Genomic DNA, 23,330 nt, shown 5'->3' on the forward strand with positions numbered 1-23,330 from the left:
GGCATGGATTTCGGCCTCAGCGAAGAACAGCAAATGATCGTCGACACGGTTCGCGCCTTTGTCGAGACCGAAATCTATCCGCATGAGAGCGAGGTCGAGCGGACCGGCATCGTTCCACCGGAACTGGGGCGCGAGATCCAGCGCAAATGCATCGATCTCGGCTTCTACGCCTGCAACTTTCCGGAGGAGGTCGGCGGTGCGGGCCTCGATCATCTCACCTTCACGCTGGTCGAGCGGGAGCTCGGGCGCGGCTCGTTGGGTCTGACGGTTTTCTTCGGCCGGCCCTCCGGCATTCTGATGGCCTGTGAGGGCGAGCAGCGTGAGCGTTATCTCCTGCCCGCGGTGCGCGGCGAGAAGATCGACGCGCTTGCGATTACCGAGCCGGATGCCGGCTCCGATATGCGCGGCATGAAATGCGCTGCACGCCGCGATGGCGGCGACTTTATCCTGAACGGCACGAAACATTTCATTTCGCATGCCGATGTCGCCGATTTCGTCATCGTCTTCGCCGCGACCGGGGAGGAGGAAACGCCGAAAGGCATCAAGAAGAAGATCACCGCCTTCCTGGTGGATCGCGGCACGCCCGGGTTCGAAATCCTCAAAGGCTACGAGTCCGTGTCGCATCGCGGCTACCATAATTGTACACTCAGCTTTGAAGACTGCCGCATTCCTGAAGCCCAGGTGCTGGGCGAGGTGCATCGCGGCTTCGATATCGCCAATCAATGGCTCTACGGCACGCGGCTGACGGTTGCCGCCACCTGCGTCGGCCGGGCGCGGCGCGTCTTCGACCTGGCGCTCCCCTATGCCGCCGAGCGGAAGCAGTTCGGCAAGCCGATCGGCGCCAATCAGGGTGTGTCGTTCAAGCTTGCCGACATGATCACCGAGATCGATGCGGCCGACTGGCTAACGCTTGCCGCCGCCTGGCAGGTCGACGCCGGTCGTCCCGCCGACCGGCAGATCGCCTCCGCCAAGCTCTACGCCTCCGAGATGCTGGCTCGCGTCACCGACGAGGCGATCCAGATTTTCGGCGGCATGGGCCTGATGGACGACCTGCCGCTCGCCCGTTTCTGGCGCGACGCCCGCGTCGAGCGCATCTGGGACGGCACCTCCGAGATCCAGCGGCACATTATCAGCCGCGATCTGCTTCGGCCGCTGGGAGCATGAGCCGATGACCTCAAGACCGCTCGACCGCCTGCTCAGACCGCAAACGATCGCCGTCTTCGGCGGCCGTGAGGCACGCAGGGTGATCGAGCAGTGCGACCGCATGGGCTTTTCGGGCGAGATCTGGCCGGTTCATCCGAAACTCGACGAGGTGCTTGGGCGGCGCTGCTATCGCTCCCTCTCCGATCTGCCCGCGGCACCGGATGCCGCTTTCATCGGCGTCAACCGAACGCTCACCATCGACATCGTGCGCAGCCTTTCGCTGGCCGGCGCCGGCGGCGCCGTCTGTTATGCATCGGGCTTCAGCGAGGCGACGGTGGAACTTGCCGATGGCGCCGAACTGCAGCAGGCCCTTGTGGAAGCGGCCGGTGGCATGCCGATCCTCGGGCCGAACTGTTACGGGCTGATCAACGGCCTCGACGGCGCTTTGTTATGGCCTGATCAGCATGGCATGCAGCGCGTCGAACGCGGTGTCGCGATCCTTACGCAGTCCTCCAATATCGCCCTCAACCTGACCATGCAGACGCGCGGACTGCCGATCGCCTATGTGGTCACATCGGGCAACCAGGCGCAGACATCGCTTGCCGATGTCGCCTGCGCGCTCATTGAGGATCAACGCGTCACGGCGGTTGGCCTTCACGTCGAAGGGTTCGGCGAGCTTGCCGGCCTGGAACGCCTTGCCGCTATGGCCCGTCGGTCGAAGAAGCCTGTCGTCGTGTTGAAGGTCGGCAGGTCCGAGCAGGCGAAACACGCGGCCGTGTCGCATACAGCTTCGCTTGCCGGCAGCGATGCGGTGGCCGATGCCGTGCTCGCTCGCCTCGGTCTCGGCCGCGTCCAGAGCCTGCCGGCGCTGCTCGAAACTCTGAAACTGCTGCATCTTGCCGGCCCTCTCCCAAGCTATTCGATTTCGTCCATGAGCTGCTCGGGCGGCGAGGCTTCCTTGATGGCGGATGCCGCCGTCGGCCGGAAAGTGGAATTCCCCGCCCTGCAGCCGCAGCAGTTGCCGCGCCTGCGCGAGGTCCTCGGCGAGATGGTAGCGCTTGCAAACCCGCTCGACTACCACACCTTCGTCTGGGGCGATCTCGCGCGTCAGACGGAGGCATTCAGCGCCATGTTCAAAGGTGGCTGCGCACTCAATCTCGTGGTTCTAGATTTTCCCCGCGACGACCGGTGTGATTCATCCGAGTGGACGACGACGACAGACGCAGTCATCGCCGCAGCCTCCGCGATCGGTGCGCTGGCCGGCGTGCTCGCGACCCTTCCCGAGAACATGCCGGAGCCGGTTGCCGCTCGTCTGATGTCAAAGGGCATCGTCGCCTTCTCGGGTATCGACGAAGCCATCACCGCGGCGGAAGTTGCCGCTGGGATCGGCGAGGCCTGGGATCGTCCCCCTCCCCTGCCGCTCCTCAACGTCGTCCCCATTGATGGCGAGCTCGATACGCTGTCGGAAGCCGATGCGAAGACCGAGCTTGCTGCCTGCGGCCTCCCTGTTCCCCGGGGGCTGCAGGCTTTTTCTCCTCGCGAAGCCGCCGAGCAGGCCGAGCGGCTCGGTTTTCCCGTCGTACTGAAGGGGCTCGGCATTGCGCACAAGACCGAGGCCGGCGCCGTCGTGCTCAACCTCAAAGATCCACAGGCGGTGACGAGTGCGGCGGCGGCGATGCCGCCGAATGGCGGTTATCTCGTCGAGAAAATGATCGATCCGCCAGTCGCCGAGCTCATTGTCGGCGCCAGCCGGGACCCGGTCTTCGGATTGTCGCTGACATTGGGAGCGGGCGGAATCTTCGTCGAACTGCTCGAAGATTCCGTCGTCCTGCCGCTTCCGGCGACGAAAGCCGATATTGGTGCGGCGATTTCATGTCTTAAAATCGCAAAGTTGATCCATGGCTATCGCGGGCGTCCGCGCGGCGATCTTGAAGCCACTATAGACGCCGTCGCAGCTACGGCAGAATATGTCGTAAAGAATGCGGTGCGCCTTGAGGAACTGGACATTAATCCCTTGATGGTTCTTCCCGAAGGGCGCGGTGTTGTTGCAGTTGATGCTCTCATACGGCGAAGGAGGTAGCGCAGGTTTGAGCGACTACATTCGTACACGAAGTGACGGCGGAATATTGGAAGTCGTCATCGACCGGCCGAAGGCAAACGCCATCGACCTCGCGACCAGCCGCGCCATGGGATTGATCTTCCGAGATTTCCGCGACGACCCCGACTTGCGCGTTGCCATCGTCACGGGTGCGAGCGAAAGGTTTTTCTGCGCCGGCTGGGATCTGAAGGCGGCTGCGTCGGGCGATGCGGTCGACGGCGACTATGGCGTGGGTGGCTTCGGCGGGCTGCAGGAACTGCGTGACCTCAACAAGCCCATCATCTCGGCGATCAACGGCATCTGTTGCGGCGGCGGACTGGAGATCGCGCTCTCGACCGACCTCATTATCGCCGCCGAGCATGCGACCTTTGCCCTGCCGGAAATCCGGTCGGGCACGGTCGCCGATGCGGCTTCGATCAAGCTGCCGAAGCGCATCCCCTATCATATCGCGATGGACATGCTTTTGACGGGTCGCTGGCTCGACGTCCACGAAGCGCATCGCTGGGGTTTCGTCAATGAAATCCTGCCCGCCGATCGCTTGATGGCGAGAGCCTGGGAGCTTGCCCGGCTGCTCGAAAGCGGGCCGCCGCTCGTCTATGCGGCCATCAAGGAAATCGTTCGCGAAGCGGAGGGTTCGACGTTCCAGACTGCCATGAACAAGATCACCAAGCGGCAGTTTGCGACCGTCGATCGGCTCTATTCGAGCGAAGACCAATTGGAAGGCGCGCGGGCTTTCGCGGAGAAGCGAAGCCCCATTTGGAAAGGACGATAAGGAGGCGGCAGCAACCGCGCATTTTCCCGCATGATGCGGGCACCGGAGGCGGAGAGGAAACCGCCTGCGATTCTGCCCGGAAGTTCTGTCAACGCACCAAAGAAGGAACAGGGGAATGAACGACTACACCAAATATCTCACAAGCCGCGTCACCGCCGGCGGGCTCAGCCGCCGCGAATTCATGGGACGCGCCATGGCGGCCGGCATCACACTTGCCGTTGCCGACAAACTCTTCACCGAAAGCGCAGAAGCCGCCGAACCGAAGCACGGTGGTCACCTGAAGCTCGGCCTCGAAGGCGGTGCCGCCACCGATTCCAAGGATCCGGCGAAATTTCTGTCGCAGTTCATGTTCTGCGTCGGCCGCTGCTGGGGCGATATGCTGGTCGAATCCGATCCGCTGACTGGGGCTGCCGTGCCGGCGCTCGCCGAATCCTGGGAGCCGTCAAAGGATGCGGTCACCTGGACCTTCAAGATCCGCAAGGGCGTCAAGTTCCACAACGGCAAGGAACTGACGATCGACGACGTCGTTGCAACGCTGAAGCGCCACACCGACAAAAGCTCGGAATCAGGCGCGCTGGGCGTTCTCGGCTCGATCAAGGAGATCAAGGCCGATGGCGCCAATCTCGTCCTGACGCTCAGTGAAGGCAATGCCGATATGCCGCTGCTGCTGTCGGATTACCATCTGGTGATCCAGCCGAATGGCGGCGTCGACGATCCCTTGGCCTCGATCGGTACCGGACCTTACAAGCTGACGAGCTTCGAGCCCGGCGTCCGCGCTACCTTCGAGAAGAACAAGGACGACTGGCGCACCGACCGCGGCTACGTCGATTCGATCGAGATCATCGGCATGAACGACGCCACCGCCCGCATCGCGGCCCTGTCGTCGGGCCAGGTGCACTACATCAACCGTGTCGACCCGAAGACGGTCAGCCTGTTGAAGCGCGCACCCAACGTCGAGATTCTCTCGACAGCCGGCCGCGGCCATTATGTCTTCATCATGCATTGCGATAAGGCGCCGTTCGACAATAACGACCTGCGCCTGGCGCTCAAATACGCCATGGACCGCGAAACCATGGTGCAGAAGATCCTCGGCGGTTACGGCAAGGTGGGCAACGATTTCCCGATCAACAGCACCTATGCGCTGTTCCCCGAGGGAATCGAGCAGCGCACCTACGATCCCGACAAGGCCGCCTTCCACTACAAGAAGTCAGGTCATAGCGGTTCGGTTCTCCTGCGCACCTCCGAAGTCGCCTTCCCCGGCGCCGTCGATGCGGCTGTCCTTTACCAGGAAAGCTGCAAGAAGGCGGGCATCGAGATCGAGGTCAAGCGCGAACCGGGTGACGGGTACTGGACCAATGTCTGGAACGTCCAGCCCTTCTCGACCTCCTACTGGGGCGGCCGTCCGACGCAGGATCAGATGTATTCCACCGCCTATCTCTCGACGGCGGACTGGAACGACACCAAGTTCAAGCGCCCTGACTTCGACAAGCTCCTGCTGCAGGCGCGTGCCGAGCTTGATGAAGCCAAACGCAAGGATATGTACCGCACCATGGCGATGATGGTGCGCGACGAGGGCGGCGTGATCCTGCCAATGTTCAACGACTTCGTGAACGCCTCCACCAAGCAGGTGAAGGGATATGTCCATGACATCGGCAACGATATGTCGAACGGTTACGTCGCAACCCGTGTCTGGCTGGACGCCTAGCGGCGAAGGGCGCACGCCCTTCCGATCCCTAACGAAGCCGGGACCGTGGGACAAAACCCGCGGTCCTCCCGACGTTTCAGCGCTAGGTCTTCGCCATGACCAATCCTGCCCCAAGCAATGTCCTGCCCGGTCTCCGGTTCCGGCAGCGTTTTCCGCTGTTGGCCCTCATTCTCGAGCGCTTCGTGCTCAGCATTGTCCTGCTCTTTGCGGTGTCCATCCTGATCTTCGGCGGGCTGGAAGCCCTGCCCGGCGATTTTGCCACCACCTATCTTGGCCAGTCGGCGACGCCGCAGGCGGTCGCCAATATCCGTCGGGACCTCGGGCTCGATCGCCCGGTGACGACGCGTTATGTCGAATGGCTCGGCAGCGCCGTTCAGGGTGACTTCGGCACCTCCTGGGCCAGCAAGAACTCGGTGAGCGAGCAGATTGGCAAGCGACTCGGCAATTCGCTCTTCCTGGCGGGTTTCGCGGCTGTCATTTCAGTGCCGCTCGCCGTCGGCCTCGGCATGCTGTCGGTGCATTTTCGCAATCGAATGCCCGACAAGATCATCAACGTCATCTCGCTGGCGGCGATCTCGCTGCCGGAATTCTTCATCGGCTACCTGCTGATCCTGTTTTTCGCTGTGAAGTTCGGCATGGCGACCTTCCCGGCGACGGTCTATGACAGCATGGGCTTGGTCGAGCGCTTGAAGGCGATCGCCCTGCCGACGGCGACCCTGGTTCTCGTCGTGCTCGCGCACATGATGCGCATGACGCGGGCAGCGATCCTCTCCGTCATGTCCTCGGCCTATATGGAGACCGCCGAACTGAAGGGTCTGAGCGCCTTCCGCGCCATCGTCAAACACGCCGCTCCGAATGCACTGGCGCCGATCATTAACGTCGTCGCGTTGAACCTTGCCTATCTCGTGGTCGGCGTCGTCGTCGTCGAGGTGGTCTTCGTCTATCCCGGCATGGGGCAATATATGGTCGATGCAGTCACCGTGCGCGACATGCCAGTCGTGCAGGCCTGTGGCCTGATCTTCGCGGCCGTCTACATCTTCCTCAACATGACGGCCGATATTCTGGCGATCATCGCCAATCCCAGGCTGAGGCATCCGAGATGAGAGCAAGAGACATCCCCATCACCGCCTGGATCGGCATGGCCGGCATCGCACTCGCCTTCATCTTTGCGCTCTTTGCGCCCTGGATTGCTCCCTATGGCGAAACGCAGGTCGTCGGCGACGTCTGGCAACTGCCTGACGATAAGTATCTCTTCGGCCTCGACAATCTCGGTCGCGACATCCTCTCGCGGCTGATCTATGGCGCGCGCACGACGCTGCTGGTCGCCTCCGCCGCCACGATCATCTCCTTCTCGCTCGGCGTCATCCTGAGTTTTACGGCAGCGGTGTCGCGCGGGCTGATCGACACGGTCTTTTCGCGCTTCAACGACCTGATGATGTCGATCCCGACACTGATCTTCGCGCTCGTGGTGCTGGCGGTCCTGCCGCAGAACATCGTCGTCCTGATCCTCGTCATGGCCGTTCTGGATTCCACCCGCGTCTATCGTCTCGGCCGCGCCGTGGCGCTCGATGTCGCGGTGATGGAATTCGTTGAGGCGGCGAAGCTGCGTGGCGAAGGCAAGCTCTGGATCATCTTTCGCGAGATCCTGCCGAACACGCTGTCGCCGCTTTTGGCCGAGTTCGGGCTGCGCTTCGCCTTCTCGATCCTGTTCCTCTCGACGCTTTCCTTCCTCGGCCTCGGCATTCAGCCGCCCGCCGCCGATTGGGGCGGCATGGTCAAGGACAACAAGGATGGCATCATCTTCGGCATATCGGCCGCCCTCGTGCCGGGTACGGCGATCGCCGTGCTCGCCATCTGCGTCAATCTGGTCGTCGACTGGCTCCTGAAACGCACATCCAGCCTCAAGGGAGGGCGCGGCGATGCCTGAGCTTCTTTCCGTCCGCAATCTGAAGATCGAGGCGACCAATTATCCGCCGGGCGAACCGCCGAAGCGCGTGACGATCGTCGACGGCGTTTCCTTCGATCTTCAGAAGGGCAAGGTTCTCGGCCTGATCGGAGAATCCGGCGCCGGCAAGTCGACCATCGGCCTCTCGGCACTGGCCTATGGCCGCGGCGGCGCCGAAATCACCGGCGGCGAGGTGCGGCTCGGCGGTACCGACATTCTGGCGCTCGGCAAGAACGGCATCCAGAAAATCCGCGGCGCCCGGGTCTGCTACGTCGCCCAATCGGCGGCGGCAGCCTTCAATCCGGCGCACAGGCTCGGCGATCAGGTGATCGAAGCGTCGGTCAAACATGGTCTGATGACCAAAGACGAGGCGCGCAAACGGGCGCTTTATTTGTTCCGTGTTCTCGGATTACCCAATCCCGAAAGCTTCGGTGAGCGCTTTGCCCATCAGGTTTCCGGCGGCCAGCTGCAGCGCGCAATGACGGCGATGGCGCTCTGCTCGAACCCCGAGCTTATCGTCTTCGACGAGCCGACGACGGCGCTTGACGTCACCACCCAGATCGACGTGCTGGCGGCGATCAAGCATGCCATCGAGGAAACGCATACGGCCGCGCTCTACATCACCCACGACCTTGCCGTCGTCGCCCAGATCTCCGACGACATTATGGTCCTGCGCCATGGCCGCCAAGTGGAATATGGCAGCGTTCAGCAGATCATCGAGGCGCCGCGGCAAGATTATACGCGCGCCCTCGTCAATGTCCGGCAGGCGTATCGCGAGGAAGCGTCGGACCAATCCGCGGCCCTTCTTAAAGTGGAAAATCTCAGCGCCGAATATTCCAACGGCTTCAAGGTGCTGCACGATGTTTCGCTGCATGTGCCGAGGGGGCAGACGCTTGCGGTCGTCGGCGAATCCGGCTCGGGTAAATCGAGTCTGGCGCGCGCCATTACCGGCCTCTTGCCGCCTAGCAGCGGGCGGATTGTCTTTGATGGGAAACCGTTGATGCCCGATCTCAAGAGCCGGCCGAACGAGGATCTGAGACGCATCCAACTGATTTATCAGATGGCCGACACGGCGATGAACCCGCGCCAGACGGTGCGCGACATCATTGGCCGCCCGCTGACTTTCTATTATGGCCTGAGAGGTGGCGAGAAGACCGCCAGAGTGAAGGAATTGCTCGATCAGATCGAAATGGGTAATGGCTTCATCGACCGCTATCCGGCTGAACTATCCGGCGGTCAGAAGCAGCGCGTGGCGATCGCGAGAGCCCTTGCCGCCAAGCCGGAACTCATCCTCTGCGACGAGCCGACCTCGGCGCTCGATCCGCTGGTGGCCGAGGGCATCCTCAAGCTGCTGCTGCGCCTGCAGGAGGAAGAGCAGCTTTCCTATGTCTTCATCACCCACGACATCGCCATCGTCCGGGCGATCGCGGACAGCGTCGCGGTGATGCATCGCGGCAAGCTGGTGCGGTTCGGCCCGAAGTCGACGGCACTGTCGCCGCCCTTTGACGACTACACCGACCTGCTGTTGAAATCCGTGCCCGAAATGGAAATCGGCTGGCTGGAACGGGTGCTTGCGACACGCCGCATGGAAAGCGCCGGCAATTGAATGTGAATGAAGGAGTGAGCATGACATCCCGCGGCTTCACCACCATCGAGAATGAATGGATTGAGCTCAAGGATGGAACGCGGCTTGCCGCGCGCATCTGGATGCCCGACGGCGCAGAAGAAGATCCGGTTCCCGCCGTCTTCGAATTCCTGCCCTATCGCAAGCGCGACGGAACCAGCCCCCGCGACGAGTCGACCTATCCGGTCTTCGCGGCCGCAGGCATTGCCGGCGTGCGCGTCGATATCCGCGGATCCGGAGAATCCGAAGGCGTCATCGACGGCGAATATACCGAGCGCGAACTTGCCGATGCCTGCGAGCTGATCGCCTGGATTGCCGCGCAGCCGTGGTCGAACGGTTCGGTCGGGATGATGGGCATCTCCTGGGGCGGCTTTAACAGCCTTCAGGTCGCGGCACTGCGCCCCCCGGCGCTCAAAGCCGTCATCTCGATCGCCTCGACCGTCGACCGTTACAACGACGACATCCACTATAAGAACGGCTGCCACCTCTCCGCGCAGCTCTCCTGGGCGGCGACCATGCTCGGCTACCAGTCGCGCCCGCCCGATCCGGCACTTGTCGGCGAACGCTGGAAGGAAATGTGGCTGGAGCGCCTCGCCGGCGAACCGTTCTTCATGGAGGAGTGGCTGGCGCACCAGCGGCGCGACCATTTCTGGCGTCACGGTTCGATCTCGGAGGATTTTTCGCAGGTGGATATCCCGGCGCTCGTCATTGCCGGCTGGGCGGACGGCTACCGCAATACGCCTCTGATGGCGGTCGAAGGTCTCGGCGGAAAGGCGAAGGCCCTGATCGGCCCATGGGTCCACAAATATCCGCACTTCGCCTGGCCGAAGCCGCGCGTCGACTTCCACAGCGAAGCGATCGCCTGGTGGAACAAATGGCTGCGCGGCGACGACAATGGCATCGACCGACTGCCGCAGGCTCGCGCCTATATTCTCGATGCCGTCAGGCCTGCCGCCCGACGCGACAGCGATCCAGGCTTCTGGATCGCCAAGGACATGTGGACGCCGCCGCGGATGCAATGCTTCTATGTCGAGCAATTCGGCCGGTTGACGCAAGGCATGCCGATCCCGCATGCGCCCGAGCATCCCGTCCATCTCCATTCTCCCCTCGACACCGGCACGGCGTCCGGAGAGTATTTTACGCTGAAGCCCGACGCCGAAATGGCCATCGACCAACGCTCAGACGATTCCGGCTCGCTGGTCTTCGACACGGTGCCGCTTGCAGAGGATCATGATTATCTCGGCCGGCCCGTCGTAACGCTTGCGTTGCGCCCCCACGCAACAGGCGGCAATCTCTGCGCCCGCCTGGTCGATGTCCATCCGGACGGCACGGCCACCCGTGTCGCCTTCGGCGTCGTCAATCTCACGCACCGCGATGGCAATGCCGATCCCAAGCCTCTCACGCCGGGCGAGAAAGTGGCGATCCGGCTGGTGCTCGATGCATGCGGCTATCGCTTCCGCAAGGGCCATCGAATCCGCCTTTCGCTTTCGACCGCCTATTGGCCGATGATCCTGCCGCCGCCCGATGATCAAGGGGTCGAGATTGATATCGCCTCGCTCGGCCTGGCGCTGCCCTTGCTCGGGGACCACCGGAAGATCGAAATCGATGAACCGGCCAATCCCGATCCCCTGCCCAAATATATCGAGCATGCGGGCGCCGTGACGAAGCGTCAGGTCGTCCGTGACCTCTCGGCCAACCGCACGGATTATTGCATCCACGAGGAGACCGGGCTTTACGGACACCCGGAAACCGGCCTGTCGACGCGGCAATTGCGCGAAGAGGTCTGGTCGATTTCGCCAGATGACCCGTTGTCGATGACCGGCACCTCGACCTGGACTTGCGACATGCACCGGCCCGGCTGGTTCGTGCGCACGGTCGCGACCGCGCGGATTGCCTGCACCGGCAGTGATTGGATCGTCAGCGCCGTCGTCACCGCTTTCGAGGACGATGTGCAGATCTTCGAAAAGATCTTTGCCGAAAAGCGGATCGCGCGCGACCTGATGTGATCGTCAGGCTGATGCGAAATGCCGAACCGCCTCGCAGACGGCGTGAAAGCCGTCGCGCGCGCCTTCACTCATGTGACGGGCGCGAAGCCAGGCATGCACCATCTGCGGCTCCTCCCGAAAGGAGACCTCGACACCCTCCGCTGCAAGCCGGGCCGCATACTGGCGGCCGTCGTCTCTCAACGGATCGAAATGCGCGACCGTGATGTAGGTGGGCGGCAGTCCGGCAAGCGAAGACGCATTCAGCGGCTCGGCGATCTCGCTGCCTGCCGGCGCCTGCAGGATCTCGCGATAATAGGCAACATCGGCCGTGGTCAGGCCAGGCGCCGCAGCCATCTCGACATAGGAGCCGGCGGCCAGGTCTCCGCCGAGCGCCGGGTAGATCAGGACCTGACCGACGACGCCCGGTAGGCCTTCGTCGCGTGCCCGCAGTGCAAGGCCCGCCGCAAGATTGCCCCCGGCGCTGTCGCCGATCAGCACGACCTTGTTGTTGGCCGAAAGCAGATGCTTCAGCACGGCAAAGGCGTCATCCGTCTGTGCCGGCCAGCGATATTCGGGAGCCAGGCGATAATCGACGGAAACGAGTTCGGCACCGGCAAAATCGGCAATCTCCGCGCAGATGGCATGATGGCTCTCCAGCGAACCGACGACGAAACCGCCGCCATGGAGATAGAGAAGTACCGTGTGCGTGCTGATCTTGCGGGGACGGTAGCGCCGGATCGCAATGCGCTGGACCATGCCGTCGGCAAAAATCATTTCAGGCGGCAGCGGGCGGTCGAACCGGGCGCAAAGGGCATCGTACCAGTTTCGCTGCTGCTCGACCGACGCTTCGACCGCGTCGGCGGGATAGAAACTATCGCAAATCTCGAGAAACTGCAGGATGGCTTTTTCGGTAGGGACAGGCGATGGAGCGGACATGAAGAGTCCTTTCGATTTGGGACATGCAGATCCATGCCCTTGGCCGACTCTGCCATCATCATGCGCCTTCAAAACGGAGGCAATCTGTCTGGTCGCGACCCATGGATGTCGCGGCGTCCACTATTTTTGGCCTGCGGGGCGGAGACTTGCCGCCGCTTCAGAAAAAGCCATAATTTTTTTGCCGTCGACCCAAGGAACGCCATCGGAGAAACGTCTCAATCCCGAAATAGCATCTTGCTTGATAGCTTGGGGGTAGGTGCGCATTGGATGCGGAGCTCATAGAACGGGCGCAGCGCGGTGACCGGGAGGCCTTTGGGCAGCTGGTCTCGCGCCATTATGATTTCGTCCATGCGACGGCGTGGCGGTGGTCGGGCAGTTCCACCGATGCGGACGACATCGCTCAGGACGTCTGTGTCAAGCTCGGCGCGGCGATCCGCGGCTTTCGCGGCACCAGCCGCTTCAGGACATGGCTCTACACCCTGACGCTGAACGCCGCCCGCGACCATAGGCGCAAGCTGGCTCGAGAAGAACAGACGTTCCGTGCTTATGCCGCCGAACCGCTGCCCGATGCGCCCAGTAAGAATGACGATGAGATATCGAGCGAATTGTGGGCGGCCGTGCGCGCTTTGCCGGAAAGGCAATGCGACGCGGTGCTGCTCGTCTATGGCGAAGGCCTCAGTCATTCCGCTGCCGCCGATATTATGGGCTGCTCGGAAACGACCGTCTCCTGGCAGGTGCATGAAGCGCGCAAGAGACTGAAGGCCATGCTCGGCAAGGAAGAGGTATGACCGTGGACAAGGAACTGGAAAAACTCTCCCGCACCACGCCGCCGGCAGCCGATCCGGAGGCGCGCGCACGTGCGCTTGCCGCCGCCATGCAGGCCTTCGACGACGCAGGAAATGATACTGCCGCAGCCCAAGGAAATCTGAATGGCTGGCGTCAAAGCTCCGTCATCAAATGGATATGGAGCCCTGCCATGAACAAGAAATTCCTTGCCGGTTCAGCCCTTGCGACGCTGCTCGTCATTCCCGCTGCCGGTTATCTCGTGATAGCGCTGAATCACAACGGACTGCCGATCGTCGATCAGGAAAAGATCGCGAGTGACGTCTCGCAAAATAATGCGCCAGAGCCGGCCGAACCCGTCGAGGTCGCACCTCAGCTTGCCCAAGCACCGGCGAAAGAGAAGCAGCCGGCAGCTCAATCATCGGCGGCTGATAGCACCCGAGGCTTGCAGGACGAGGAGCAGCCGGCCGCCGCTAAACCCGCTGCGCCTTCTGAATTCGATGCCGGCGAGATCGCCCCGCTGACGAAGTCCGAGGGCTCGGCTGCGGCGCTCGGCGCGGCCAAACGCGTCGCGCCGGCCGCTCCCGGCGCCCCCCAGCCGCAATTGGCAGAGTCGATGGCAGTCGCCCCCTCGCCTCTGCCGCCGGCGGAAGGGCGTGTGCAGATCCAGCCCGATGCCAATCGCGAGCGCTTTGCCAATGCTGCGGCAAATCCGGTCAAGAGCGTTGCAACCGACCCGGTTTCGACCTTCTCCGCCGATGTCGACAGCGCCTCCTATTCCTTTGTCCGCCGATCGTTGACGAGCGGGGCGATGCCCGATCCGCAATCGGTTCGCGTCGAGGAAATGATCAACTATTTCCCCTATGACTGGCCGCGCCCCGAGAGCGCAGATCAGCCCTTCAAGGCGACCGTAACGGTGATGCCGACACCGTGGAACCACGACACGCAATTGATGCATGTGGCGATCAAGGGCTATGATATCGCGCCGGCGACGACGCCGCGTGCCAATCTGGTTTTCCTGATCGACGTTTCGGGTTCGATGGACGAGCCGGACAAGCTGCCGCTGCTGAAGAGCGCCTTCCGTCTGCTGGTAAACAGGCTGAAGGCCGACGACACCGTCTCGATCGTTACCTATGCCGGCAATGCCGGCACGGTGCTGGAACCGACACGCGTGGCCGAAAAATCGAAAATCCTCTCGGCGATCGACAGACTGGAGCCCGGCGGCTCGACCGGCGGCGCCGAGGGCATCGAGGCGGCTTACGATCTTGCCAAACAGGCCTTCGTCAAGGGCGGCGTCAACCGCGTGATGCTGGCAACCGATGGCGACTTCAATGTAGGCCCGTCGAGCGACGAGGACCTGAAGCGCATCATCGAAGAGAAACGCAAGGACGGCATCTTCCTGACCGTACTCGGCTTCGGACGCGGCAATCTCAACGATTCCCTGATGCAGACGCTGGCGCAGAACGGCAATGGCAGCGCCGCCTATATCGACACCCTGGCGGAAGCGCAGAAGACGCTCGTCGAAGAGGCCGGATCGACACTGTTTCCGATTGCCAAGGACGTCAAGTTCCAGGTCGAGTTCAATCCGGAACGGATCGCCGAATATCGGCTGATCGGCTACGAGACGCGCGCCCTTAACCGCGAGGATTTCAACAATGACCGCGTCGATGCCGGCGATATCGGCTCTGGCCACAGCGTCACGGCGATCTACGAGATTACGCCCAAGGGAAGCCCCGCGGTCATGAACGACGACCTGCGTTATGGCGCGGAAGGGAAGGCGCCGACCATAACGCCGGACAATGCCCACCGGGGCGAGATCGCCTTCGTCAAGATACGCTACAAGCGGCCGGGCGAGGATAAGAGCGCGCTCATCACCACGCCGGTCGGCGACGTCAATGCGGTCGCCAGCGTCGATGCCGCGCCACAGGATGTCCGCTTCTCGGTGGCCGTCGCCGCCTTCGGCCAGAAACTGAGCCGCCTCCCCGCCCTCGACACTTATTCCTATCAGGCGGTTGCCGATCTGGCCGCGGCATCGCGGGGGGCGGATCCCTTCGGCTACAGGTCGGATTTCCTCGGGCTCATCAGGCTGGCCGACGGTCTCAGTCAACGGTGAGCTGCGGAGCACCCAGAAAGCGCGGCCGCCCGAAAGCGCGGCCGCGCTGCATGAGTTTACCCCGGTCTCGACCCATTGGCCGTGAGATAAACGGCGTAGAGAGACGTAGTCCCGGTGATAAAGAGGCGGTTCAATTTGTCTCCGCCGAAAGTCACGTTGGAGACGATCTCGGGAATATGGATCTTGCCCAGCAGCGTGCCATCCGGATCATAGGCGTGCACGCCGTCAGCCGCACTTGTCCAGATCCTGCCCTTCCGGTCCACGCGAAACCCATCGAACATGCCGACAGTACATTCTGCGAACACGCCGAGGTCGCTCAGCGTCCCGTCGCCTGATACCGCGAGCTTTCGGATATGACGCGGACCACCCGGCAAGTGCGATGCACCGGTGTCGGCGACGTAGAGAACCGACTCGTCGGGCGAGAAAGCCAGACCGTTCGGCTTGATGAAATCCGACGTCATCTGATCGGTCACGCCAGTTTCCGGATCATGCCGGTAGACATGACATCCGCCGATTTCCTCTTCGCCGTAGTCGCCTTCATAGTCGTGAAGTATGCCGTAGCTCGGATCGGTAAACCAGATTGTGCCGTCGGACTTGACGGTCACATCATTCGGAGAATTGAGCCGCCTGCCCGCGATCCGGTCGGCGAGCACGCTGACCTTGCCGTCGAACTCCGTCCTGGTGACCCGGCGTGCCAGATGCTCGCAGGTGATCAGCCGGCCCTGATTATCGACGGTGTTGCCGTTCGAGTTGTTGCTGGGCGAGCGGAAGACGGAGGTATGTCCGCTGGTATCGTCGTAGCGCATCATGCGGTTGTTCGGGATATCCGAGAAGACCAGATAGCGTCCGGCGGCAAACCAGGCCGGTCCCTCCAGCCAGCGGCCGCCCGTCCAGAGGCGTTCGACCCGAGCATGGCCGACGAAGCAGCTTTCAAAGCGCGGGTCGAGGACCTCGAACCCGGTACCTTCGATTTCACCGAACATAAGTCTTCCTCCTCAAGATTGTTATCGATATCATCTTGCTCGGATTTCGGGGATTCGTATAGCCGCCAAGGCGCCGGTAACCTAGCAAATCCGGTGAGAAGCAGGCTTTTCCGGCTGTGGAACCGCATACTTCTTCGATAAAATCGATTGTGCGATGATAACGATAACTTTATCGTGTGCTGAATTACACAATTCCGGCGTTGTTTGAAAGCAGAGAGCAGTGAAAAACGACGATGAGCCAAAGGTCAAGCGCCTCAAGACTGGAGACGCCCAAAAGCTGACGATGGCTGAGGTCGCCAAATATGTCGGCGTATCGGCCATGACCGTTTCGCGCGCCTTTCGGCAGGATGCGAGTGTTTCCGAAGAGACGCGCAAGCGCATCATGGAAGCCGTCGATGCGCTGGGCTACGTGCTCGACCTTTCGGCCGGCAGTCTTTCCTCGCGGCGCAGCGGCTTCATCGCGGCGCTGGTGCCCTCCATCAACAATTCGAATTTCTCCGACACCGCCCGCGGCATTACCGATGCGCTGGAGAATACCGGCCTTCAGCTTCTGCTCGGCTATACCGACTATTCCGCCGAGAAAGAAGAAAAACTGATCGAAGCGATGCTGCGCCGGCGTCCCGAAGGCATCATCCTGACAGGCGGTTCGCACACCGACCGCGCCCGACGCATGCTTGATAAGGCAGGCATTCCGGTGGTGGAAACCTGGGAGCTTCCGGAGGAGCCGATCAACCATGTCGTCGGCTTTTCCAATAGCGAGGCGATGTCGCTGCTGGTGCGGACGCTGGCCAGCCAGGGCTATCGGAGGTTCGGCTATATCGGCGGAACGACGGCGCGCGATACGCGCGGCAGCCAGCGGCGAAGCGGTTTCCTGAAGACCGTCGAGGAGTTGGGCCTGGGGCCGGGCCGGGCAATTTCCTTCGGCGTTCCGCCCATCACCATGGAACAGGGCGGCCAGGCGGTCGTGAGCCTGCTGGAGCGCTGGCCGGACACGGAAGTGGTTCTTTGCGTCTCCGACCTTTCCGCTTTCGGCGCGATCATGGAATGCAAGCGCAGGGGGATGAGGGTGCCGGGTGATATCGCTATTGCCGGCTTCGGCGATTACGAGATCTCGTCGATCTGTCATCCCAGCATCACCACCATCAATGTCGACTGTTACGGCATCGGCCGTCAGGCCGCCGCCCGCCTGCTCGATGCCCTCCAGGGCAGCGGCGAGGCGACCGGCGACGAGATCACATTGACGAGCTACAGGGTCGTGCTGCGCGAAAGCACGGACCGCGCCCGCGCTGCATAGTCAGAAAGCGATCTGCACCTTCATCGATTTGCTGCGGTCGCTTGCCAGTTCGAAAGCGGCGACGGCCTCGTCGATCCCGAAGACGCCTGTCAGCAGCGGCTTCAGATCGACGCGGCGGGCGTTGATCAGCTCGACGGCGAGCCCGAACTCCTCGTGGAAGCGGAATGTGCCGCGCATCTCGATTTCCTTGGCAACGATCATGTTCTGCGGAATGGAGACATCGCCGCCGAGACCGAGCTGGACGAGAACGGCACGGGGCTTCAGCACCTCGAGACCGGCGCGGACGGCCCGTTCATTACCCGACGCCTCGAACATGACGTCGAAATATCCCTTGTCGGCGCCGTAAGCGGCAAGGTCGGCGGCATGCGTGGCAACGTTGATCGTGCGATCGGCGCCGCTGGTGCGGGCAATTGCCAGGACGCTATCGGTGACGTCGGTCGCGACGATTTCGCGGGCGCCGAGAACGCGGGCGGCCACGATCGCCAGCATGCCGATGGGGCCGCAGCCGGTGACCAGCACCCGCTTGCCGAGCAGCGATCTGGCGCGGCTTGCCGCATGCAGCGTCACGGCAAAGGGTTCGGCGAAAGCGGCCTCATGAATGGAAATGCCGTCGGCGACCTTGTGGCATTGCCAGCGCTCCGCCACCAGCCGCTGGCGGAAGCCGCCCTGAATGTGCGGCATCGGCATGGCGCTGCCGTAGAATCGCATGTTCAGGCAGTGGTTCTGCTGTCCCTTCAGGCAATATTGGCAATGGCTGCAGGGCCGGCTCGGGGAAACCGCAACGCGGTCTCCAATGGCAAGGTCGCTCACGCCGGCACCCAGCGCCTTGACGGTGCCGGCGATCTCGTGGCCGAGGATCATCGGTTCGCGCAGGCGGACGGCGCCAAAGCCGCCATGATTGTAATAATGCAGGTCGGAGCCGCAGATGCCGCCGGCTTCGATTGATATCTCCACCTGCCCAGCTCCGGCAACCTCCAGCTCGCGCTCTTCGATCCTGAGATCCTTGGCGGCGTGAATGACGATGGCTTTCATATCGGGATCCTCATACGACGGGAGTCGGAAGCGCGCGACCGGCAAAATGCGCGGCGAGATTGTCTCTGACCAGTTTGCCCATGGCCCTGCGGGTCTCGATGGTGCCGGAGCCGTGATGGGGCTGCAGCACGACGTTCGGCAGCGTCAGGAAGCGCGCATCGATTTTCGGCTCGTTGAGGAAAACGTCAAGGCCGGCGGCCTGGATGGTGCGGTTCTGAAGCGCTGTGATCAGCGCTTCCTCGTCGACGGTCGTTCCGCGCGAAACATTGATCAGCATGCCTTCCGGACCGAGCGCTTCCAGCACCTCGGCGTTTATGATCTTCATGGTCGCGGCCCCTCCGGGAACGATGACGATCAGGAAGTCGGCCCAATTGGCAAGCGCGACCAGATTGGCTTCATAACCATAGGCGACATCCTGGTCCCTATTGCGGGCGAAATAAGAGATGTCGCAGCCGAAAGCGGCAGCCCGCTTGGCGATCGCCTTGCCGATCCGCCCCATGCCGACGATCCCGACCTTCTTGCCCGAAACCCGCGTTACCAGCGGCATGGGAACGTTGCCCCACTGGCCCGTGCGGACGAAAACGTCGGCCTGCGGAATCTGGCGTGCCGTGGAAAGCAGCAGTCCGATCGCGATATCGGCGACGTCTTCCGTCAGCACGTCAGGTGTATTCGTCACGCGAATGCCGTTGGCGCGGGCATAGGAGAGGTCGATCGCGTCGGTGCCGACGCCGTAGCAGGAAACGATCTCCAGCCTCGGCAGTTGCTTCATCAGCTCGGCCGAAGCGCCGAGTTCGCCGCGCGTCGCGACGGCGCGGATATTGCTGCCGACTTTCGAAATCAGTTCCTGCCGATCCGCGGCTTCCCACAGGCGGTGGACGCGGTAGCTCGCCTCCAGATCGACCATGTCCCACTCCGGATAGGCCCCGGCCATCAAGATTTCTACGTCTGGCATTTCGTCTCCATCCCGCATTTTGGCTGTTGATTATGTTATCGATAACATATAATCCGAGAAAGGGATGTCAAGTGAGTTTCACCGCAAGTGGCGGTATAAGCCGTCATTCGCAGCGACACCGGAGGAGTGATTTGCATGAAGAACCTGTTTGATCTGACCGGGCAGCTTGCCCTAATCACCGGCTCGAGCCAGGGGATCGGTTATGCGCTGGCCGAGGGCCTGGCGCAGCATGGCGCCGAGGTCGTCATCAACGGCCGCACGCCCGAAAGCGTCAAACGCGCAGTCGAAAGCCTCAAGGCTCAAGGTCTTTCTGCCCATGCGGCGATCTTCGACGTCACCAGCAAGGAGGCTGCCGCGCAGGGTATCGCCGCGATCGAAGCCGATATCGGTCCGCTCGACATCCTGATCAACAATGCCGGCATGCAGTTCCGCACGCCGCTGGAAGATTTCCCGGCGGACAAATGGGAATTGCTGCTGACCACCAATATTTCCAGCGTGTTTTACGTCGGCCAGGCGGCCGCCAAAGCGATGATCTCCCGCGGGCACGGCAAGATCGTCAACATCGCCTCGGTTCAGAGCGAGCTCGCCCGTCCGGGCATTGCTCCCTATACGGCGACCAAGGGCGCGGTGCGCAATCTGACCCGCGGCATGTGCGCCGACTGGGCCAAGCACGGCCTGCAGATCAACGCGATTGCGCCGGGCTATTTCAAGACGCCGCTCAACCAGGCGCTCGTCGATAATCCGGAATTCTCGTCCTGGCTCGAAAAGCGGACGCCGGCCGGACGCTGGGGCAATGTCGAGGAACTGGTAGGTGCCGCCGTCTTCCTTTCGGGGCGCGGTTCGTCCTTCATCAACGGCCATACGCTTTATGTCGACGGCGGCATCACGACCTGCCTCTGATAAAGATCAGTCCATGGACCTCGAGAAAAAGGCACTACCCTTGGCCGTCGTGATCATGGGCGTCAGCGGCTGCGGCAAATCCTCGGTTGGAGAGCGCGTCGCCGTGCAATACGGCATGCCCTTCCTGGAAGGCGACCAACTCCACCCGGCTGCCAATGTCGAGAAAATGGCCAAGGGCATCCCGCTCACCGACGATGACCGCCTGCCCTGGCTCGACCGGATCGGCGAGGAAATAAGGACGGTGCAAGAGGCGTCGCAGGGATTGGTGATTTCCTGTTCGGCGCTGAAGAGAAGTTATCGGGATAGGCTGCGGCAGGCGGCCGATGGGCGCCTGGCCTTTGTTTTTCTGGAGGGGTCGCGTGATCTGCTGTTGTCGCGGATGCAGGCCCGTCAGGGCCACTTCATGCCGGCATCGCTGCTCGACAGCCAGCTGCAGACGCTGGAGCCGCCGACCGGTGAGCCCGGTGTCGTGACGGTGGCGATCGATATGGCTTTGGATGATATGGTGGCGCTGGCTTGTGAGGGGCTGCGAGGCGTGGCCGTCAAGGGAGGAGATTATCATGCAGGATGACCACAGAGCAGATGTCGCCGTCATCGGCGCGGGCATCATGGGAGCGGCGATCGCCACGCGATTGATCGAAACCGGCCACAAAGTATCGGTTTTCGATCTCGATACTGAAAAGGTCGCGGCGTTGGCAGCCAAGGGCGCCCACGCGGCCGCTTCGGTGGAGGATGCGGTCTCGCGGTCGGAATTCTGCGTCCTCAGCCTCAATCACGCAAATATCGTCCGCGCCGTCGTCTTCGGCGAGAAGGGGGTTGCGGCGGCGGCAAGCGCTGATAGGCTGCTGATCGATATGTCTTCGATCGACCCGGCCGAGACCGCCGACATGGCGAAGCGGCTGCGGCGGGAAACGGGCATGGCATGGGTGGATTGCCCGCTTTCGGGCGGCGTGCCCGGTGCGCTCGGTGGCAAGCTCACCATCATGGCCGGTGGAAGCCTCGAGGATTTCGAGCGGGCGCGCGTGGTGATGCGGCATCTTGCTGCCAATTATACGCTTATGGGCGCATCCGGCGCCGGGCAGACCACCAAGCTGATCAACCAGCTGTTCTGCGCCGTGCTGTTCCAGTCGGTCGCTGAAGCCGTCAAGCTGGCGGAAGCCGGCGGTGTCGATCCCTCCGCCATTCCGGCCGCCCTTGCCGGCGGCAGGGCGGACAGCCGGATATTGCAGGAATTCATGGCGAAATTCGCCGCCCGGGATTTCTCGCCGACAGGCCGGATCGACAACATGCTGAAGGATCTGGACTCGGTTCAGGCCTTTGCACTGAAGACAAAAACGCCGCTGCCGATGACGGGTGCGGTCGTAGAGATTCATCGCCTGCTTTGCGCTGCCGGCCTTGGGCCGAAGGACTCAGCCGAGATGATGCGCCTGCTCGACGGATTTGCCGCCGACTGACCTCATTTCAGGCTTGCGAGATTGTCACTTTCCGCTTGACTATTCGGCGATGTTATCGATAACATCCGTTCATGACGACAGCTGCAGCTTTGGGAGGAGCCACAGTGGAAGCCAAGAGACTGCTGGAGTTCCAATCGATCACCAAAAGCTTCGGCGGCACGCAGGCGCTGCGTGACGTCTCGATCGACCTGCGCGAGGGCGAGATCCTGGCGCTGCTCGGCGAAAACGGCGCCGGGAAATCGACGCTGATCAAGACCCTGGCCGGCATCTACAAGCCCGATAACGGCGACATCCTGTTTCGCGGGCAGAGCTACCATCATCGCCCGCCGAAGCCGAACGAGCGGCAGCCGGTGGCTTTTATCCATCAGGATCTCGGCTTGATCGAGTGGATGACGGTCGGCGAGAATATGGGCCTGTCGCAGGGCTTCTCGATGCGCCGGGGTCTGATCGACTGGAACAGGACGCAGGCGCGCGCGAAAGAGGCCCTGAAGCTGGTCGGCTGCGATTTCGATCCGACGACGCGGGTCTCGGCTCTGTCGCGCACCGAAAAATCCCTCGTCGCCATTGCCCGCGCGCTTGCCGTCGAAGCCGACGTTCTGGTGCTTGACGAGCCGACGGCGAGCTTGCCCGCCGACGAAGTCGATCGGCTGTTCAACGCGATCCGTCCCCTGAAGGAGCGCGGCGTCGGCATGATCTATGTCTCCCACAGGCTGGACGAGATTTTCCGCATCGCCGATCGCGTCGCCGTCCTGCGCGACGGATGCATGGTCGGGCAGAAGCCGGTCAGCGAGACCACTCCCGACGAACTGGTGACGATGATCATCGGCCGCAGCGGCGACGGTCTCTTTTCGAAGACCGAGATCAAGCCCGGCAAGGCGATCGTCAAGGTGCGCGATCTCGTCTGCGCCGGCACGAGCCCGATATCGTTCGATATAAGACAGGGCGAACTTCTGGGCCTCGCCGGCCTGCGCGGCGCCGGTCAGGAACGGATCGGCCGCGCCTTGTTCGGCTGCGAGCCTTTCGGCGGCACGATCCTGCTGCATGACCAAACTCCAGACCTTTCGAGCCCGCTGAGCGCAATGGCGTCGGGCATCGGATTGATCGCCCGCGACCGGACGGAGGAATCCGTCGCGCTCTCGCTGTCCATTCGGGAAAATACTTATATCAACCCCGGCGCCGTCGGACGCGGGCTTTTTTCCTTCCTGTCTCCGCGCGGCGAAGCCGACCTTGCCCATGCGATCGGCCAGTCCGTCGGCCTCAGGCCGAACGATCCGGATCTGCCGGTGGAAGCTCTGTCGGGCGGCAACCAGCAGAAGGTCGTCGTCGGCCGCTGGCTGGCGACCGGCCGGAAGCTGCTGATCGCCGAAGATCCGACCGCCGGAGTCGACATCGGCGCGCGTGCGGAAATCTACCGCCTGATCACGCAGGCGCTGGAAGCTGGTCTCGCAGTCGTCGTTGTGTCGACGGATTTCGAGGAAATCGCCCATATCTGCCACCGCGCGCTGGTTTTCTCGCGCGGCAAAATCGTCAGCGAACTGACTGGAAGCGCCCTGACGACGGAGGCGGTCATCACGGCCGCATCCGCATCGGAAGCTGCTTGAGCCATCGGGA

At 62.5% G+C, this 23,330-nt stretch carries 19 protein-coding genes; 15 read left to right on the top strand and 4 right to left on the bottom strand.

Annotation, left to right across the window (positions count from 1 at the left end):
• Positions 1–3 precede the first annotated feature (3 nt).
• The 8 genes from ACQ7C1_RS27810 (at position 4) to ACQ7C1_RS27845 (ending at position 11,293) form a co-directional block, all read left to right on the top strand.
• Positions 4–1,164 carry an acyl-CoA dehydrogenase family protein gene (locus ACQ7C1_RS27810; protein WP_285194039.1) on the top strand — a complete coding sequence of 387 codons (1,161 nt, stop codon included), beginning with the start codon at positions 4–6 and terminating at the stop codon, positions 1,162–1,164.
• A 4-nt stretch (positions 1,165–1,168) separates the two neighbouring features.
• Positions 1,169–3,223 carry an acetate--CoA ligase family protein gene (locus ACQ7C1_RS27815; RefSeq protein ID WP_430960588.1) on the top strand — a complete coding sequence of 685 codons (2,055 nt, stop codon included), beginning with the start codon at positions 1,169–1,171 and terminating at the stop codon, positions 3,221–3,223.
• Between the two features lie 7 nt (positions 3,224–3,230).
• Positions 3,231–4,013 carry a carnitinyl-CoA dehydratase gene (locus tag ACQ7C1_RS27820; protein WP_430960589.1) on the top strand — a complete coding sequence of 261 codons (783 nt, stop codon included), beginning with the start codon at positions 3,231–3,233 and terminating at the stop codon, positions 4,011–4,013.
• A 115-nt stretch (positions 4,014–4,128) separates the two neighbouring features.
• Positions 4,129–5,718 carry an ABC transporter substrate-binding protein gene (locus ACQ7C1_RS27825; RefSeq protein WP_430960590.1) on the top strand — a complete coding sequence of 530 codons (1,590 nt, stop codon included), beginning with the start codon at positions 4,129–4,131 and terminating at the stop codon, positions 5,716–5,718.
• A 95-nt stretch (positions 5,719–5,813) separates the two neighbouring features.
• Complete coding sequence (locus tag ACQ7C1_RS27830) at positions 5,814–6,821, top strand: ABC transporter permease (protein WP_184460015.1); 1,008 nt, start codon at positions 5,814–5,816, stop codon at positions 6,819–6,821.
• On the top strand, positions 6,818–7,645 hold the full coding sequence (locus tag ACQ7C1_RS27835; protein ID WP_085780699.1) for an ABC transporter permease: 828 nt from the start codon (positions 6,818–6,820) through the stop codon (positions 7,643–7,645). The genes ACQ7C1_RS27830 and ACQ7C1_RS27835 overlap by 4 nt, the downstream gene beginning before the upstream one ends.
• Entirely contained in the window at positions 7,638–9,269 is a 1,632-nt protein-coding gene (locus tag ACQ7C1_RS27840; RefSeq protein WP_430960591.1) for an ABC transporter ATP-binding protein, read from the top strand. Before ACQ7C1_RS27835 ends, ACQ7C1_RS27840 begins: the two co-directional genes overlap by 8 nt.
• A gap of 20 nt (positions 9,270–9,289) precedes the next feature.
• On the top strand, positions 9,290–11,293 hold the full coding sequence (locus ACQ7C1_RS27845; RefSeq protein ID WP_430960592.1) for a CocE/NonD family hydrolase: 2,004 nt from the start codon (positions 9,290–9,292) through the stop codon (positions 11,291–11,293).
• A gap of 3 nt (positions 11,294–11,296) precedes the next feature.
• Here the strand turns inward: ACQ7C1_RS27845 and ACQ7C1_RS27850 are convergent, their stop codons facing one another.
• Positions 11,297–12,208 (bottom strand): alpha/beta hydrolase fold domain-containing protein, encoded by a 912-nt coding sequence (locus tag ACQ7C1_RS27850; RefSeq protein ID WP_430960593.1) that lies wholly within the window; start codon positions 12,206–12,208, stop codon positions 11,297–11,299.
• 263 nt (positions 12,209–12,471) lie between these two features.
• Between ACQ7C1_RS27850 and ACQ7C1_RS27855 the strand changes: the two genes are divergently transcribed.
• Positions 12,472–12,996 carry an RNA polymerase sigma factor gene (locus ACQ7C1_RS27855; RefSeq protein WP_430960594.1) on the top strand — a complete coding sequence of 175 codons (525 nt, stop codon included), beginning with the start codon at positions 12,472–12,474 and terminating at the stop codon, positions 12,994–12,996.
• Positions 12,993–15,104, top strand: coding sequence for a vWA domain-containing protein (locus ACQ7C1_RS27860; RefSeq protein WP_430960595.1), 2,112 nt, complete (start codon positions 12,993–12,995; stop codon positions 15,102–15,104). Before ACQ7C1_RS27855 ends, ACQ7C1_RS27860 begins: the two co-directional genes overlap by 4 nt.
• Positions 15,105–15,160: 56 nt before the next feature.
• Here ACQ7C1_RS27860 and ACQ7C1_RS27865 read toward each other — a convergent pair whose 3' ends face one another.
• Positions 15,161–16,087 (bottom strand): SMP-30/gluconolactonase/LRE family protein, encoded by a 927-nt coding sequence (locus tag ACQ7C1_RS27865; RefSeq protein WP_430960596.1) that lies wholly within the window; start codon positions 16,085–16,087, stop codon positions 15,161–15,163.
• Between the two features lie 220 nt (positions 16,088–16,307).
• On the opposite strand from ACQ7C1_RS27865, the gene ACQ7C1_RS27870 reads away from it, so the two are divergent.
• Complete coding sequence (locus ACQ7C1_RS27870; RefSeq protein WP_430960597.1) at positions 16,308–17,381, top strand: LacI family DNA-binding transcriptional regulator; 1,074 nt, start codon at positions 16,308–16,310, stop codon at positions 17,379–17,381.
• On the opposite strand, the gene ACQ7C1_RS27875 is transcribed toward ACQ7C1_RS27870, so the two are convergent.
• Both ACQ7C1_RS27875 and ACQ7C1_RS27880 read right to left on the bottom strand, forming a co-directional pair.
• The gene (locus ACQ7C1_RS27875) at positions 17,382–18,413 is read right to left on the bottom strand and encodes an L-idonate 5-dehydrogenase (protein WP_430960598.1); all 1,032 of its coding nucleotides are present in this window, start codon (positions 18,411–18,413) and stop codon (positions 17,382–17,384) included.
• Between the two features lie 10 nt (positions 18,414–18,423).
• Positions 18,424–19,365 carry a 2-hydroxyacid dehydrogenase gene (locus tag ACQ7C1_RS27880; RefSeq protein ID WP_430960599.1) on the bottom strand — a complete coding sequence of 314 codons (942 nt, stop codon included), beginning with the start codon at positions 19,363–19,365 and terminating at the stop codon, positions 18,424–18,426.
• A gap of 135 nt (positions 19,366–19,500) precedes the next feature.
• On the opposite strand from ACQ7C1_RS27880, the gene ACQ7C1_RS27885 reads away from it, so the two are divergent.
• The 4 genes from ACQ7C1_RS27885 (at position 19,501) to ACQ7C1_RS27900 (ending at position 23,320) form a co-directional block, all read left to right on the top strand.
• A complete protein-coding gene (locus ACQ7C1_RS27885) occupies positions 19,501–20,265 on the top strand; it encodes an SDR family oxidoreductase (RefSeq protein WP_430960600.1) in 765 nt (254 codons plus the stop codon).
• 13 nt (positions 20,266–20,278) lie between these two features.
• Positions 20,279–20,836, top strand: a complete 558-nt coding sequence (locus ACQ7C1_RS27890; protein WP_430960601.1) for a gluconokinase — start codon at positions 20,279–20,281, stop codon at positions 20,834–20,836.
• The gene (locus ACQ7C1_RS27895; protein WP_430960602.1) at positions 20,826–21,719 is read left to right on the top strand and encodes an NAD(P)-dependent oxidoreductase; all 894 of its coding nucleotides are present in this window, start codon (positions 20,826–20,828) and stop codon (positions 21,717–21,719) included. Before ACQ7C1_RS27890 ends, ACQ7C1_RS27895 begins: the two co-directional genes overlap by 11 nt.
• A 104-nt stretch (positions 21,720–21,823) precedes the next feature.
• Positions 21,824–23,320 carry a sugar ABC transporter ATP-binding protein gene (locus ACQ7C1_RS27900; RefSeq protein ID WP_221127221.1) on the top strand — a complete coding sequence of 499 codons (1,497 nt, stop codon included), beginning with the start codon at positions 21,824–21,826 and terminating at the stop codon, positions 23,318–23,320.
• Positions 23,321–23,330 lie beyond the last annotated feature (10 nt).

The sequence above is a fragment of the Rhizobium sp. Nf11,1 genome (genome assembly GCF_050587665.1).
Classification (GTDB): Bacteria; Pseudomonadota; Alphaproteobacteria; order Rhizobiales; family Rhizobiaceae; genus Rhizobium.

Coding starts and splice junctions, on each gene's coding strand:
- ACQ7C1_RS27810 (WP_285194039.1), top strand. CDS start 4: ATGGATTTCGGCCTCAGCGAAGAACAGCAAATGATCGTCGACACGGTT.
- ACQ7C1_RS27815 (WP_430960588.1), top strand. CDS start 1,169: ATGACCTCAAGACCGCTCGACCGCCTGCTCAGACCGCAAACGATCGCC.
- ACQ7C1_RS27825 (WP_430960590.1), top strand. CDS start 4,129: ATGAACGACTACACCAAATATCTCACAAGCCGCGTCACCGCCGGCGGG.
- ACQ7C1_RS27830 (WP_184460015.1), top strand. CDS start 5,814: ATGACCAATCCTGCCCCAAGCAATGTCCTGCCCGGTCTCCGGTTCCGG.
- ACQ7C1_RS27835 (WP_085780699.1), top strand. CDS start 6,818: ATGAGAGCAAGAGACATCCCCATCACCGCCTGGATCGGCATGGCCGGC.
- ACQ7C1_RS27840 (WP_430960591.1), top strand. CDS start 7,638: ATGCCTGAGCTTCTTTCCGTCCGCAATCTGAAGATCGAGGCGACCAAT.
- ACQ7C1_RS27845 (WP_430960592.1), top strand. CDS start 9,290: ATGACATCCCGCGGCTTCACCACCATCGAGAATGAATGGATTGAGCTC.
- ACQ7C1_RS27850 (WP_430960593.1), bottom strand. CDS start 12,208: ATGTCCGCTCCATCGCCTGTCCCTACCGAAAAAGCCATCCTGCAGTTT.
- ACQ7C1_RS27860 (WP_430960595.1), top strand. CDS start 12,993: ATGACCGTGGACAAGGAACTGGAAAAACTCTCCCGCACCACGCCGCCG.
- ACQ7C1_RS27865 (WP_430960596.1), bottom strand. CDS start 16,087: ATGTTCGGTGAAATCGAAGGTACCGGGTTCGAGGTCCTCGACCCGCGC.
- ACQ7C1_RS27875 (WP_430960598.1), bottom strand. CDS start 18,413: ATGAAAGCCATCGTCATTCACGCCGCCAAGGATCTCAGGATCGAAGAG.
- ACQ7C1_RS27880 (WP_430960599.1), bottom strand. CDS start 19,365: ATGCCAGACGTAGAAATCTTGATGGCCGGGGCCTATCCGGAGTGGGAC.
- ACQ7C1_RS27885 (WP_430960600.1), top strand. CDS start 19,501: ATGAAGAACCTGTTTGATCTGACCGGGCAGCTTGCCCTAATCACCGGC.
- ACQ7C1_RS27890 (WP_430960601.1), top strand. CDS start 20,279: ATGGACCTCGAGAAAAAGGCACTACCCTTGGCCGTCGTGATCATGGGC.
- ACQ7C1_RS27895 (WP_430960602.1), top strand. CDS start 20,826: ATGCAGGATGACCACAGAGCAGATGTCGCCGTCATCGGCGCGGGCATC.